Below are 13,680 nucleotides of genomic sequence, written 5' to 3' on the forward strand. Positions count from 1 at the left end.
GCCTCCCCTCAGGAGCGTGAGCGCGCCGGGCGCGCCTCCGCGCAGGGAACGCCCGCGGCCCGGGCCCAGGTCGACCAGTTCGAAGCGCGCGGCGGCGCTCGGAAGGCCACCCTGCTGACGGGCACCAGCGCCCAGGCCGCACGCGTGGAGCCGCCGCCCTCGAAGGTCGCGGACCTCCAGCCGCAGGTGCACGCCGCCACGGGGTACGCCGCGCACTTCGGCGCCAACGGTCAACGCTCCGGCACCGCGTTCGTGGAAGGCCAGGGCCACGTCACCCTGCCCCCAGGAGGCGGCCGAGGCCCCTCCTTCCACGCCGAGGCGGGCAAGCCGCTGACGGTGACGCTCGACCCATCGCGCGTCATGAAGTCGACAGAGAAGCTGGAGCTGGTGTGGCGCATGGTGCCGGGCGGCGCCGAGACGATCCTACCCCTCTCCGACGGCACCCGCGACCCGGCCACCGGCAAGCTGAACCCGATTCCGGCGACGTTCGACCTGCCCCAGGACGCCTTCGGCCTGGTGCGCATGTCCATCCGGACCACGGACGCGAGCGGACGGGTCAGCAACCAGTGGGACCCGAGCTACGACGCGGCGGTGGCGCCGCCGGAAGCGGCCACAATCGTCTTCTCGGATGACTGGAAGACGACGGTCGAGGGCTCGCTGCGAGCGGGCGATACGCTGAAGCTCGCCTACGACCAGGATCGGCTCGCCGAGCTCATCGGCAAGATGCCCTCGGACGTGGTGGCCTCCGTGTCCTTCAACGGCGAGCCGCCCCTCGACGTGCCGCTCACCGTGACGCCGGGCGCGGCGGGCAAGCCGGGGGTGATGTTCATGCCCTCGCTAAAGATTCCCCTGGAGGCGACGCAGGTGTCGCTGTGGTTCAAGGGCCAGGGGGAAGGCGCCACGGGCTGGGACTCGTCCTTCGGGAAGAACTTCACGTTCGACATCGGCACCGCCCGTGACGACGCGGACCCGTCCTGGAAGGCGGAGATGCTCCGCAGCAAGAGCTTCCCCAACCTCACCGAGGAGAAGTTCGTCGGCATCGGCCCGTCCACGCAGCGCTACAACTGCATCGCCTGGACGGTGGGTGTCCGCGACGAATGGGTGTGGCCGGGAACGAAGGTGGAGGACTTCGACAAGCTGTACGCGGACAAGGGCTTCAAGCCCCTGGACACCGTGGACCTCAGCCACGACCCGAACCTGGAGAAGGTCGTCATCTACGGACTCAAGCCGAGGAGCGGCACGGGCCCCATCGAGGTGACGCACGGCGCGCTGATGGACGACCAGGGCCGCTTCACGAGCAAGATTGGCACGCAGCCCCTCATCCGGCACAACAGCGCTGACGACCTCAGCGGTCCTTCATATGGTGAGCCGGTGCGCGTCTACGTGCGTCCCCGCCAGTCCCCGGTGAATGCCTCATGAGTGATGTCGCTGCCCGCTTCGACCGGCTCGCGAAGGAGTGGGAAGCACACTGCGCCGAGCACCGCGAGGCGTCCAACCCCTACGTCTTCTTGAACCACCCCGCCTTCGAGGCGCTCGTGGCGTTGGGACATCCCGCCGTGCCCCTGATTGTCGAGCGCTACCGCGAAGGCAGCCTCTTCTGGGGCGCCGCCCTGCGCCGCATCACCGGCATCGACACGTTCGGGGATGGCGTCGTGGGGAAGCTCGACGCCACCCGGCGTGACTGGCTGTCCTGGTGGGAGACACACCAGGCCGAGTACACCGGCCGCGACTCCTGAAGGCGGCTCGGCCCGGCAGCAATCTTCGCCGGATGCCGCTGGGACGGAGGCACGCCGTGTCGAGGCCGCGTGCAATCGCCGCGCGCGATGTCAGTATCACATCACGGATTCACATCCGGATGTGTCCCTGACATCGACGCGGCTGCCCGGTCCTCGTCCTTTCGAGCACTTGCCCAGAGCCTTTGGCTGGAACGGCGCGTGCTCTCCCTGCGTGAATGAACCGCTTCGCTCTCCTCGTTTGCTTCTTCACCGCCACCGCGCTCGCCCAGCCCACGCTGCCGGCGACCGGGGCTTCCATGGCCCCGGCGGAGGTGCCCCACACCGCCGCCGCGCAGCCCTCCACGCAGGATGAAGCGCGGCCCGCTGCGCCACCCTCCACATCGACAGCCGCGCCGGATGTAGCGAAGCCCGCCGCGTCGCCCTCCACCAACGCCCAGGTGACGCCGGGCGACGCGCCCCCCGCGTCGCCTCCCACGAACGCCCAGGTGACGCCGCGCGACGTGCGCCCCGCGCAGACCCAGGAGACACGGGACGACGCGCGAACTTCCGCCGCACAGGACCGCTCGTCGCACGCGGCCCAGGTCGGAGCGGAGTCCCGCAAGGAACAGCAGAAATCCTGCCCCGACGACTTCGATGACGAGGAAGAACATCCGGACGAGCGCGGCGTGCTGTCCCCCCTCCAGCTCACCGTGGACGGGCGCCTGCTCACGCCCGGCCGAATCGAGCTGCATGGGCTCCACTGGCTGACGGATGCGCAGGTGCGGGCCTACATCGGAGCGCCGCCCGCGGACGCGCAGGACGTGCTGGGCGGGAACGAGCTCCACCTGTTCCTCCGGCGGCTCGCGCGCTCGGGGTTGTTCGCCCGCGTGGAGCCGCGCGTGCGCGTGGCCGAGGCGCCTCAACCCGCGGTCCTCGAAGTCCACCTGGAGGAGAACCCCGTCGTCTCCGCCGTGGAGGTGAACGGGCTCCAGGACCTGCAGTCCTCCGAGATTCTCGAGGAGCTGCTCCGGCTCCCGTACCGGTTCCCCACCGAGGACGAGAACGAAGGCGAAGACGAAGAGTCCTTCACCGCCACGCTGCGCGTGGACTCCCGGCGCGGCACGCTCTCCATCGTCCGTCCCTGCCCGCCGCGATACCCGCCCCGTGACTGGGTGGTCCGGCTGGAGCGCGGCACGCTGCACCCCGGCATCTTCCTGGGCGGCGTGGCCCACGGCCTGGAGCGCACGCTCAAGCGCCTGCGTGACGACGGCTACATGCTCGCGAGCCTGTCCGCGGTGTGGTCGCCGGACGGCAAGCTGGTGGTGAAGGTGGATGAAGGCCGGCTCGAGTCCGTCGAGGTGCGCGGCGTGGACGCCGACATCGCCGCGCGTGTCCAGGACGCGCTGGACCTGCAGCCCGGCACCGTGTTCCTCCGCAGTGACGCGAAGCGCGCCGTGCAGCGACTGACCTCGCGGCTGCCCTTCCTGGAGCCCGCGGACGCGGACGACTCCGACGGCACGCGTGCCCAGCGCGCCCACATCATCGAGACGCGCGCGCCGGACGGCAGCCGCGCCTACCACACGCAGGAAGCACCGCGCGCGAAGCCGCGCCACCGGGAGCAGGTGGAGTTCGAGCTGAACTGGAAGCAGTTCGCCGACTGGTGGGACGAGGTGGACTCGGCTGACAGCATCACCCTCGAGGGCAAGAAGCTGGTGGTGCACCTGCGCACGCGGCGGCCGGACTTCGACGTGGACCTGCTCCCGATGCACACGCAGGTGACGGGCTTCTCACCGGGCCTGTCGGGGCGGCTGCGCCTCTGGGATGCGAAGGACCGCGCGCACCTCACCGTGGATGCCGCGCTCACCATCCCGCTGCGGTGGGGTGGCCAGTATCTGCCGGACGACCCGGAAGGCACGCGGCGCCAGCGGCGAATCAACCTGCTCGGCGGGGCGAAGCTCCAGGTGCCGCGGGTGAGGCTCGCGGAGCTGGGCGCGCAGGTCTACGACTTCACCGACACGCTGGACCGGTGGCGGATGGGCGACATCGACTCATCGCTCTACTCGGCCCTCATCAACCGGCCGGACCGCGACTACTTCCGCCGCAAGGGCCTCACGGCCTTCGCCACCTGGCGCTGGGCGGACGACTGGCTCGCGGGCGTCGAGTACCGCAGCGACCGCTACGAGTCGATGCGCAGCTTCACGCCGCCCTTCTCCCTGTTCCGGAACGACTCGGCCCCCTTCCCCAACGCGCCCGTCACCCAGGGCCGCTTCGACTCCGTGGTGGTGCGCATGGAGTACGCCAGCAACGTGCCCGCCGCCGCGTCCGTGGGCTCGCTGTTCCGCACGCCGGAGACGTCGCTCTTCGACCGGGATGGCGACTGGGAGAGCCGCGCCTCGCTCCGGGGGCTGCTCACGCTGGAGGTGGGCAACGGTCCGGGGAGCTCGGGCAATGACGCGCGCTTCTGGAAGCTGGTGAGCGACCTCGCGCTGGAGGTGCCCACCGGCTGGGACACCGGCCTGTCGCTGCGCGTGCGCACCGCGGGTGGCCACCACCTGCCCGAACAGAAGCGCGAGGCGCTGGGCGGATGGACGGCGCTGCGCGGCTTCGGCTTCAAGGAGTACCGCGGCGACGTGTCCGTGCTCACCAGCGCGGAGTACCGCTGGAGCCACATCGGCCTCTTCGCGGACCTGGGCACGGTGCGCGCGGATGACGCCTGGACGGATGCGCGGCTCGGCCTGGGCGCCAGCCTCCACTTCGGTGACAACGTGCGGATGGACGTCGCGTGGCGCACGGATGAGCGGGCCACCGCCACGCCGGAAGCGCGGCTGCTCTTCCAGCGGACCTTCTAAGGACGCATGGACGGGTCACGCCAACACGTGGGACGCGGGCTCGGCACGGCGCTCATCGCCGTGGCGGGCCTGCACGCCTCCACGGTCCATGCGGAAGAGCCCCGCACCACCTGCACCGCCACCCTCTCCGGGCGGCGCGTCATGGTCCGCTCCGAGGCCTTCGACTTCGTCTCGCCCGAGCTGGACCGGCTGGTGCGGCTGGGCATGGCGGGGAGACTGGAGGTGGAGCTGACGCTGTGGCAGCGCAATGCCATCTGGTTCGACGCGCGAATGGACACCGCCCGGCTGACGCAGGTGCTCGCCTTCTCCAAGGGCGCCTACGTGCTGGATGGACGTCCCCTGCCGGAGGGTCCGTCCTCACTGACGCTGGAGCGCGTGGCGTGGACCTTGGAACAGAGGCCCGAGCCCGGCGCGCGCTATGAAGTGCGCATCAGCGTCCGCCTGCACGTCGTGACGGCCGCGAGCCTGGGCCGGGTGGCCGCGTGGCTCACGCAGGGGCAGCAGGCGCCTGGCGAGGAAGGCAACACCCTCACGGGCGCCGTGCTGCTGCGCTCGGTGGCCGAGGACCTCGCCCGCGGCGCCAACGCGCGCTGCGACGTCACCCGGCCGCCCTGAGCCAGTCCACCCCTCACGCGGTCACTGCCGCGCCATGACCGTGCTCACCTCCGTGGCGGCGTCGTGGACGTGCTCGCCCGACACGTCCACCACCACCTCCGTCAGCGTCCCGCCCTTGAACGCGAAGGGCGGCTGGTACCGCTGACTCACCGATGAGTTCTCGTCGCGGCCACACGTCAGTCCCTCGCCCAGGCTGATGAGCAGCGGCATCGTCTCAGAGATGTCGCTCTGGGCCACCAGGTCGCCATTGATGAAGAGGCGCCCCCGGCCCGGCGCGCCCCGGCCCGCGGGCAGGTCGGGCGCGCCCGTGGGCTGGAACTCGAAGCGCAGCTCCGCGTGGCCGCTCGGCACGTCCACCGCGGACTCCAGGTGGAACTCCTTCTCGCCCACGAAGTTGTAGACGTAGTGCAGCTTGCGGTCCTTGACGAAGAGCGAGTACCCGCCCGTCAATCCACCGTGGCAGAGCAGCACGCCCTCCGCGCCGTCCTCCACCTCCACGCGCGCGGTGATGGCGTGGGCGCGGTTGAGGACATGCACCGCCACGTTCTCCGGCGCCGGCGAGGTATGGGGCCGGTAGACGTAGCGCTCCCGCTCTCGCGAAAGCTGCGGCCGCTCCACGGTGAAGAGCTCGCGGGACGGCGTTATCAGCGGAAGCACACCGTACCGGCCCGCCTCGACGTACCAGCGGGCAATCATCTCGATGAGCTTGTCGCGCTCCCGAGCGGCCACGTTCCGCGTCTCCGAGCAGTCCTCCGCCACGTGGTACAGCTCCCAGCCCTCCGTATCGAACTCGCGCAGCCGGGCCTCGGTGAGCTTCAGCATGCCGAACGGCTCCTTCGACTCCGTGAAGGACGGCCCGGGGAACGGGCACACCGCCCGCCACCCGTCATGGTAGAGCGCCCGGTGGCTGAACATCTCGAAGTACTGCGTGTGATGCCGGCTCTCCGCGTCCGCGTCCTGGAAGGTGTGCTTGAAGCTGACGCCTTCGATGGGTGACTGCGTGACACCGCGCAGCGTCGTGGGCGGGTCGATGTCCAGACAGTCCAGCACCGTGGGCACCATGTCGATGGCGTGGCAGTACTGCGAGCGAACCTCGCCCCGCGCCTGGATGCCTCGCGGCCAGTGGACGATGAAGGGGTCCGTGGTGCCGCCCCGGTACGTCTCGCGCTTCCACCGCTTGAAGGGCGTGTTGCCCGCCCAGGCCCAGCCCCAGGGATAGTGGTTGAAGTGGCGGGGGCCGCCCAGCGCGTCCATCGCCGCCAGGTTCTGCTCCAGCGACTCCGGCGTGTTGTTGAAGAACTTCAGCTCGTTGACGGAGCCATGCAGTCCACCCTCCGGACTGGCTCCATTGTCGGAGATGACCATGATGAGCGTGTTCTCCAGCTCCCCGCTCGCCTCCAGCGACTGGATGAGCCGGCCGATGTGGTGGTCCGTGTGCTCCAGGAAGCCCGCGAACACCTCCATCATCCGCGCGTAGAGCCGCCGCTCGTCCGGCGACAGGCTGTCCCAGGCCTGCACGTCCGGGTCGTGGCGCGACAACTCGGTGCCCGGCGGCAGCACGCCCGTCGCGAGCTGACGCCGGAAGACCTTCTCGCGGTAGGCGTCCCAGCCGTCGTCGAACTGGCCCTTGTACCGGTCCGCCCATTCGCGAGGGACATGGTGGGGCGCATGCATGGCGCCGGTGCAGAAGTAGAGGAAGAAGGGCTTGTCGGGCGCCACCTGCTTCGCGTCGGCGATGAAGCCGATGGCGCGGTCCACCAGGTCCTCCGTCAGGTGGTAGCCCTCCTCCGGAGTCTTGGGCGGACGGACCTGATGATTGTCGTGAACGAGGTCCGGGTAGTACTGGTGCGTGTCTCCGCCGAGGAAGCCGTAATACCGCTCGAAGCCGCGGCCCAGGGGCCAGCGCGAGTAGGGCCCCGCGGCGCTCGTCTGCTCCGCGGGCGTGAGGTGCCACTTGCCCACGCAGTAGGTGTTGTAGCCGTGCCCGGCCAGCATCTCCGAGAGGAAGCCGTTCTCGAAGGGGATGGAGCCGTTGCGGCCGGGATAGCCCACGGAGATTTCGGTGATGGCCGCCATGCCGTTGGAGTGGTGGTTGCGGCCAGTGAGGATGCACGAGCGCGTGGGCGAGCAGAGCGCGGTGGTGTGCATGTTGTTGTAGCGCAGCCCGCCCTCCGCCAGCCGGTCCAGGTTCGGCGTGCGGATGGGCGAGCCATAGCAGCCGAGCTGGCCGAAGCCGGTGTCGTCCAGGACGATGAAGAGGACGTTGGGCGCCCCCGGCTTCGCGCGCAGCGGCGCGGGCCAGGCAGGCGAGGACTCCTCATCCGTCCGGCCGATGACGCCGGGGAACGTGGTGCCAGGCGGGTATTCCTTGAGCGACATGGTGCGGCCTCCACGAGGACGCGCGGGCACGGACGTGCCGTGGGTCCTCGTGGAGGGAGATGCGCATCCGAGCCGACAATGCCCCCTGTCCTCCAGGCGGACACGGGCAGGCGGGGCACCGGCGACTACAGCCAGCTCACCTCACGCCGGCCCAGCTCCGCCAGCACGCGCTCCGCGGCCCGCACGCCGAACCAGTTCGCCTCCTCGAAGAGCCCCATGCCGCCCAGGTCCGAGTGCGCGAAGTGCAGTGAGCGCCCCAGGCTCTCTCCCGCGGCCCGCTTCGCCTGCCCCCACATGAAGCCCGGCGTGGGCCGCACCATGGCGTGGCCCCAGCGCTGGACCTCCAGCCGCTGCGCCTGCCCGGCGATGCCCGGGTGCGCGGGCAGCATGTCCGCCATCACCAGGGCCTCCCAGTCCGCGTAGGTGGCCGACAGCGCCTTCTCCCGCTCGGCCTTCACGTCCGCGCCGTCCATGGGCAAATACCAGGTGAGCACCGTGGGGCCCTGCTCGTCCTGGCGCAGCGTCTGGTGCGTGGCCACCACGTAGCCCAGGCTGCGGCTCTCATAGAAGACGTTGTCCCAGGCCAGCGGGAAGCCCCGCGAGCGCGGCGGCGACGACAGCGTCAGGTTCGCCACCACCCACGGCCCATACGTGAAGTCCTTCAGCCACGCCGGCCGCTCCCGCCGCCACGGCGCCACCACGTGCGCGGCGATGAAGCGCGGGCACGCCAGCACCACCTGCCGCGCCAGGAAGGCCCGGGGCTTGCCCGTGCCCGCCTCCAGCGCGTCCACGCGGCAGCCGCCCTCCACGGGCTCCACCGTGTGCGCCAGCACGTTGCGCTCCACCGCGCCATTCGGCAGCGCCGACACCAGCTGCCGCACCAGCCGGCCGTTGCCTTCGGGCCAGCTCAGGTAGCCCTCGCTGCGCTCCCCATTCCCGTCCTGCCGCGCGGTGAAGTACCAGATGCCGGCCCAGGCGGAGACATGCTCGGCGGTGGTGCCGAAGTCGTCCCGGCACGCGTAGTCCACCACCCACTTCAGCCGCGCCGAGCGGAAGCCCTCGCGCTCCAGCCAGGCCGCCATGCTCAGCGCGTCCAGCGCCGTCCACTCCGCGTCGTCACTGGACAGGCCGGAGGGCACCGCGAAGGCCCTGCGCCCCTTCGCGTCTCGCGCGGAGGCGAAGCCGTTCATCCGCGCCTCGAAGCGCCGCAGCTCCGCCAGGTCCTCCGCGCTGGCGCCCGCGTGCAGGTAGAGCCCTTCGTACCAGTGCCCCCGGTAGAAGAAGCGCTCCTCCGGCTCGTGGATGAGCAGCGACTCCTCGAAGCGCGGCCGGCCCGCGTCGTCCACGTCGGAGACGGCGCCCATCTCCCGCAGCAACCGGACGACGGGGCCCTGGTCCTCCAGCGGCGCCGGCAGGTAGTGCGCGCCCCACGGGTACGCGCAGATGCCGTTGCGCCCGGAGCGAGACGTGCCGCCCGGCTCCGCCTCCAGCTCCAGCACGCGCACGCCGCGCACCCCCGCGCCCGCCAGCCGCCAGGCCGCGGACAGGCCCGCCACGCCGGCGCCCACCACCAGCACCTCCACGGGCTCCACGACGTCCGCGCGCGGCAGCGGCCCACCGCGAAGCCGGTGCCCCAGCTCCACGGCCTGGTCCACCACCGCGCCGGGGACACGCGCCCGCGGCCCTGACTTCCGGCACGCGCTGGCCGCCACCGCGGAACCGAGGAACGCGGCGACCAGCTCCCGCCGCGTCAGTTCCACCGCTGCCACTCCGCCTCGTAGTAGTGCACCAGCACCTGGTTGTTCAGCCGGTTCACCTCCGCGGGCAACGGCCCCATGTCCGGAGGGAACTGGGTGAGGGACGCCATCGTCGCGTCATCCAGGAAGAGCAGCCCTTCGGGCAGCGGCCGGTGCCGGGCGGGCGGCTCGTGCGCAATCATCACGTAGCCCCACTCACCAAATGACGGCACCAGCGCGTGGTACGGCTCGGTCCAGAAGCCCGCGGCCTTGAGCGTCGTCTCCACGCACCAGAAGGAGCGCCGGGCGAACAGCGGGCTGGTGCTCTGCACCACCGCCACGCCGTCCGGCGCGATGCGCTTCTTGAGCAGCTTGTAGAAGCCCGTGGTGTACAGCTTCCCCAGCGCGAAGTTGTTCGGGTCCGGGAAGTCCACCACCACCACGTCGTACCGCGCGCCGCCCTCCGTGAGGAACTGCATCGCGTCCCCGTTGACCACCCGCACCCGCGGGTCCGTCAGCGCGTGGCGGTTCAGCTTCGCCAGCTCCCCGTAGTTCGTCGCCAGCCGGGTCATCGCCGGGTCCAGGTCCACCAGCGTGACGGAGCGGACCTCCGGGTAGCGCAGCACCTCCCGCGCGGCCAGGCCGTCCCCACCGCCCAGGATGAGCACGTTCTCCACCTTGCCCGCGCGCACCATGGCCGGGTGCACCAGGGACTCGTGGTAGCGGTACTCGTCCAGGCTGGCGAACTGGAGGTTGCCGTTGAGGAACAGCGAGAAGCCCCGCTTGCCGCGCGTGAGGATGATGCGCTGGTACGGCGAGCTGGACGCGTGGACCACCTCGTCCGCGTAGAGCTGGTCCTCGTAGAAGGTGGTGAGCCGGTCGCCCATGACGAAGCCCACCAGCAGCAGCACCGTCAGCCCCACCGCCTTGACGCGCAGCCGCAGCGGGTTGCCCAGCAGCGGCGCCAGAAGCCAGGTGCTCCACAGCGCCACCGCCGCGTTCAGCACGCCGAACAGCAGGGACGTGCGCACCAGCCCCAGCTTCGGCACCAGCAGCAGCGGAAAGGCCACGCTGGCCGCGAGCGCGCCCACGTAGTCCAGCGACAGCACCTGGCTTATCAGGTCCTTGAACTTGAGCTGGTCCTTCAGGATGCGCAGCAGGAGGGGAATCTCCATGCCCACCAGCGCGCCAATGGCAATCACGCTGCCGTACAACGCCACCTGGAACAGGTCCGTCAGCGTGAAGGTGAGGAACAGCATCGGCGCGCAGATGCCGCCCAGTAGCGCCACCGCCAGCTCCACCTCCACGAAGCGCTGCGCCACCCCGCGCTCGATGTAGCGCGACAGGTAGCTGCCAATGCCCATGGCGAACAGGTAGCCGCCAATGACGGTGGAGAACTGGGTGATGGAGTCGCCGAGCAGGTAGCTCGCGAGCGCCCCGACGACGAGCTCATAGATGAGCCCGCACGTCGCGATGACGATGACGGTGATGTACAGCAGCGTCTTGTTCACGGCGTCACTTCACTTCGCACAGGTTTGGGCGCGCGGCGCGGGCCCTCATCCGCTGATGGCCGCCGCCACGATGATGGCCAGCCCGATGATGAAGGACCCGATGACGATGCCCACCGCCGTGTTCTGGTCGGCCTCCAGCTCCTTGTGCACGTCAAAGGGCATGATGAGGCGGATGACGTAGAAGCCCGCCACGAACACCGCCAATCCAATGAGCGAGTAGATGATGCTCGCCAGCACACCCTGAACGCTGACCACCACGCCAAGTAACAACATCACTTCCCTCCCATGTAGCCGCCAGTCCACAGCAGGACGCCGCCCGGCCCACGCCGCACGTTGCCCGGTACCTTGTCCCGCGCTTCCTTCGTGAAGGGGGACCAGCCCGAAACCGTCAATGCCGCGTAGCCCAGCAGCACCAGTCCTCCAAACCACTTCATGAGGCGCCTCCGTCACGCATGACGACTCCCACCTAGACGTTGTTGCTCTCCGCCCAGCGCCGCGTCTCGAAGCTGTGCGAGCGATACAGCGCCACCACCGGGCCCAGCGCCAGCAGCCCCAGCGCGAAGCAGAACCAGCTCCCGTTGGGCGTGTCGTGGGTGAGCTTCACCTTGTACGTCATGGGCATCGTCCGGTTCGGCTTCGCGTCGAAGGCCGCCGTCGTGCGCAGCACGTACTTGCCCGCGGGCAACGGAGACAGGTAGGCGCTGCCGGACGTGCTGCCCTCGCTCCAGTTGCCGTCGCTGTCACGGCCGCGGTAGTAGCTCAGCTCCTCGTAGAAGGTCACCACGTCGTTCGTGTCCTGGTTCACCAGGTCGCCCTGGATGCCCAGCCAGTCGTTGTCCAGCGTGGCTTGGACGTCCACCTTGATGTTGCCGCGCTTGGACAGCTCGAAGGGCTCGCTGAAGTGCATCGCCGAGGGCGAGCCCGACGCGGTGCCCGGAGCCACCACCACGGCCTGCTCCAGCACCTGCTCCTTCGCGGCGGTCGAGGACAGCACGGCCGACAGCACGAACAAGGCCAGTATCCAGAGGCCCGTCCAGATGAAGGCGGGGCGCAGCCCCGACTGGTGCGGGTTGGGCTGGCTGGGGGCGATGCCCTCCCGCCGCGCCATCGGCTCCTTCAAGCCGAAGGCCTCCTTCACCACCTCGGGCTCCAGGTACTCGCCGAGGGTGTACGACACCTCGTTTTCGGTGGCGTCCACGTTCACCGAGTACGGCGGCGCGACGTACTCCGTCGCGAAGGCGCGCTCGCCCGCGTTCACCTTCCAGTAGAACTCCCCCAGCACGACGTCCGTGACGACGGAGACCTGCTGGAAGCACTTGTAGCGGCGGTGCTCGTGGAAGGCGGCGACACCGGGCGACAGCGACACGTCACCGGCGGGCAACGGCTTGAGGAACACCCAGTGGCCGTTGGAGTTCATCAGCCAGACGAACCCGCGCGACGCGCTGTAGAGGAGGTACTCCTCCCACGGGTAGCGCAGGCCCTCCACGACGCACGAGCGCTCCAGGTAGCCGATGCATATCCAGTCCGCGCCATCCAGCTTCCCCCGGGTCCCCAGGGGAATGACGAGCGCCCGGGCCGGCTTCTCCAGCAGGCGCAGGAAGGACAGCTTGCCCTGGCGCGCGTCCAGCAGCGCGCCGCAGTAGGGGCACACCACGCGCAGCGTCTTGTCCGGCGCGCGCAGGTCCAGGTTGCCGTTGCACTGCGTGCAGCGCGCCTGCTGCAGCTCCACCTTGCGCACGCGGGGCCGGAGCTGCCCGGCCGGGATGCCCAGCTGCTCCAGCTTCAGCGCCTCGCCGACGAAGACCTCCGGCGAGTGCCCGCGCGTGCCGAAGTCCAACGTGAGGAAGGCGCCCTTGGGGCCCGTGGCGTCCACGTACCAGGCGTCCTGCGTGGGGTCCACGTCGCTGGGGAGCTGGCCCGCGGCGGCCACCACGCGGCCGTGGCCGCGCTCCTCGATGACCCACGCGCGCTCCCGCAGGTGCAGCCGCTCACCCGGGTGCAGGTCCTCCAGCGCCACGTCCGCTTCGGGCCCCATGTCGAACATCAGGTGGAAGGCGCCCTCGGACTCGCTGAGCCACCCGGTGCGGCCGTCCGCGAACTCCACGTACCATTCGTCCCACGGCCCTTCGCCGTGGTCCTTCTGCAGGTGGCCGACGATGGTGTACGCCACCTTGCGGTAGCGCCCCTCCGCGCGGAGCTGCAGCGGCGAGTCCGTGGGGACGATGCTGCCAATCTTCCCGTGGGACTCGAAGTCCAGGCCCTTGCGCGCCACCACCGTCTGGCAGTAGCCGCACACCACCACCTGCGCCGAGCCGGCGGTGAACTCCACCATCGCGCCGCACGATGGACACTTCCCCTGCGTCACGCCGTCACCCCCCGCTTCAGCTCACGCACCACGCACGCCGTCGCGCCCAGGTGGCGCGCCAGCAGCGCCTCGAAGTCCGGACGCTGGCGCTCCCGGCAGCAGTACACGTTGAGCGCGGCGAACCCGTGCTCCGGAAACGTGTGGATGCCCAGGTGGCTCTCCGCCAGCAGCGTCAGCCCGGTGATGCCACCGGGCTCCGGGAACACGTGCCACTGCGGCTGACCCACGACCTTCAGGTCCAGCACGACGATGAGCGCCTCGAAGAGCGCCGCAAGGGCCGCCGCGTCCTTGAGGCTGCCAGGCACGCAGCCGCTGGCGTCAACCAGCCATTCCTGTCCGGTGGTCAGCTTCGAAATCCTCCCGTCCGCTGACTTCTTATCACGGGCCCACCATCACGTCCGCGCGCAAGTCGCGCCCGCGGCTTTTCAAGGCCGCGTTGGCATCCGGCTTTCGCTTCCCGCTACGCTGACTTAAGAGATGACGCCGCCGCTGGAGCCCCCCCTTCCCCTC

At 70.1% G+C, this 13,680-nt stretch carries 11 protein-coding genes; 4 read left to right on the top strand and 7 right to left on the bottom strand.

All coding sequences use genetic code 11. The features are described 5' to 3' along the window. From G4D87_RS20895 to G4D87_RS20910, 4 genes are all read left to right on the top strand, one after another. Positions 1 to 1,419, top strand: a 1,419-nt coding sequence (locus G4D87_RS20895; protein ID WP_240358452.1) for a DUF6209 family protein, incomplete at its 5' end; no start/stop codon positions are given. Continuing rightward, positions 1,416 to 1,736 (top strand): hypothetical protein, encoded by a 321-nt coding sequence (locus G4D87_RS20900; protein ID WP_163783826.1) that lies wholly within the window; start codon positions 1,416 to 1,418, stop codon positions 1,734 to 1,736. The genes G4D87_RS20895 and G4D87_RS20900, both read left to right, overlap by 4 nt. Positions 1,737 to 1,951: 215 nt before the next feature. Continuing rightward, positions 1,952 to 4,564: a hypothetical protein gene (locus G4D87_RS20905; protein WP_240358453.1), complete on the top strand. Its 2,613-nt coding sequence runs from the start codon at positions 1,952 to 1,954 to the stop codon at positions 4,562 to 4,564. Positions 4,565 to 4,591: 27 nt separating this feature from the next. Next, positions 4,592 to 5,179, top strand: a complete 588-nt coding sequence (locus G4D87_RS20910) for a DUF4390 domain-containing protein (RefSeq protein ID WP_240358454.1) — start codon at positions 4,592 to 4,594, stop codon at positions 5,177 to 5,179. Positions 5,180 to 5,200: 21 nt separating this feature from the next. Here G4D87_RS20910 and G4D87_RS20915 read toward each other — a convergent pair whose 3' ends face one another. From G4D87_RS20915 to speD, 7 genes are all read right to left on the bottom strand, one after another. Next, a complete protein-coding gene (locus G4D87_RS20915) occupies positions 5,201 to 7,558 on the bottom strand; it encodes an arylsulfatase (RefSeq protein ID WP_163783828.1) in 2,358 nt (785 codons plus the stop codon). Between the two features lie 125 nt (positions 7,559 to 7,683). Then, positions 7,684 to 9,318: an FAD-dependent oxidoreductase gene (locus G4D87_RS20920; protein ID WP_176409624.1), complete on the bottom strand. Its 1,635-nt coding sequence runs from the start codon at positions 9,316 to 9,318 to the stop codon at positions 7,684 to 7,686. Beyond that, on the bottom strand, positions 9,309 to 10,805 hold the full coding sequence (locus G4D87_RS20925) for a polyamine aminopropyltransferase (protein WP_163783830.1): 1,497 nt from the start codon (positions 10,803 to 10,805) through the stop codon (positions 9,309 to 9,311). The genes G4D87_RS20920 and G4D87_RS20925 overlap by 10 nt, the downstream gene beginning before the upstream one ends. Before the next feature lie 45 nt (positions 10,806 to 10,850). Continuing rightward, positions 10,851 to 11,078, bottom strand: coding sequence for a DUF350 domain-containing protein (locus G4D87_RS20930; RefSeq protein ID WP_002635242.1), 228 nt, complete (start codon positions 11,076 to 11,078; stop codon positions 10,851 to 10,853). After that, positions 11,078 to 11,239, bottom strand: coding sequence for a hypothetical protein (locus G4D87_RS38930; protein WP_176409586.1), 162 nt, complete (start codon positions 11,237 to 11,239; stop codon positions 11,078 to 11,080). Before G4D87_RS38930 ends, G4D87_RS20930 begins: the two co-directional genes overlap by 1 nt. Positions 11,240 to 11,271: 32 nt before the next feature. Continuing rightward, positions 11,272 to 13,170, bottom strand: a complete 1,899-nt coding sequence (locus G4D87_RS20935) for a DUF4178 domain-containing protein (protein ID WP_163783831.1) — start codon at positions 13,168 to 13,170, stop codon at positions 11,272 to 11,274. Further along, positions 13,167 to 13,475 carry an S-adenosylmethionine decarboxylase gene (speD, locus tag G4D87_RS20940; RefSeq protein WP_237080210.1) on the bottom strand — a complete coding sequence of 103 codons (309 nt, stop codon included), beginning with the start codon at positions 13,473 to 13,475 and terminating at the stop codon, positions 13,167 to 13,169. Before speD ends, G4D87_RS20935 begins: the two co-directional genes overlap by 4 nt. Positions 13,476 to 13,680: the final 205 nt, after the last annotated feature.

Origin of the sequence: Myxococcus vastator (assembly GCF_010894475.1) — a bacterium.
In the GTDB taxonomy this organism is placed as follows: domain Bacteria; phylum Myxococcota; class Myxococcia; order Myxococcales; family Myxococcaceae; genus Myxococcus; species Myxococcus vastator.

Coding starts and splice junctions, on each gene's coding strand:
- G4D87_RS20900 (WP_163783826.1), top strand. CDS start 1,416: ATGAGTGATGTCGCTGCCCGCTTCGACCGGCTCGCGAAGGAGTGGGAA.
- G4D87_RS38930 (WP_176409586.1), bottom strand. CDS start 11,239: ATGAAGTGGTTTGGAGGACTGGTGCTGCTGGGCTACGCGGCATTGACG.
- G4D87_RS20905 (WP_240358453.1), top strand. CDS start 1,952: ATGAACCGCTTCGCTCTCCTCGTTTGCTTCTTCACCGCCACCGCGCTC.
- G4D87_RS20915 (WP_163783828.1), bottom strand. CDS start 7,558: ATGTCGCTCAAGGAATACCCGCCTGGCACCACGTTCCCCGGCGTCATC.
- G4D87_RS20930 (WP_002635242.1), bottom strand. CDS start 11,078: ATGTTGTTACTTGGCGTGGTGGTCAGCGTTCAGGGTGTGCTGGCGAGC.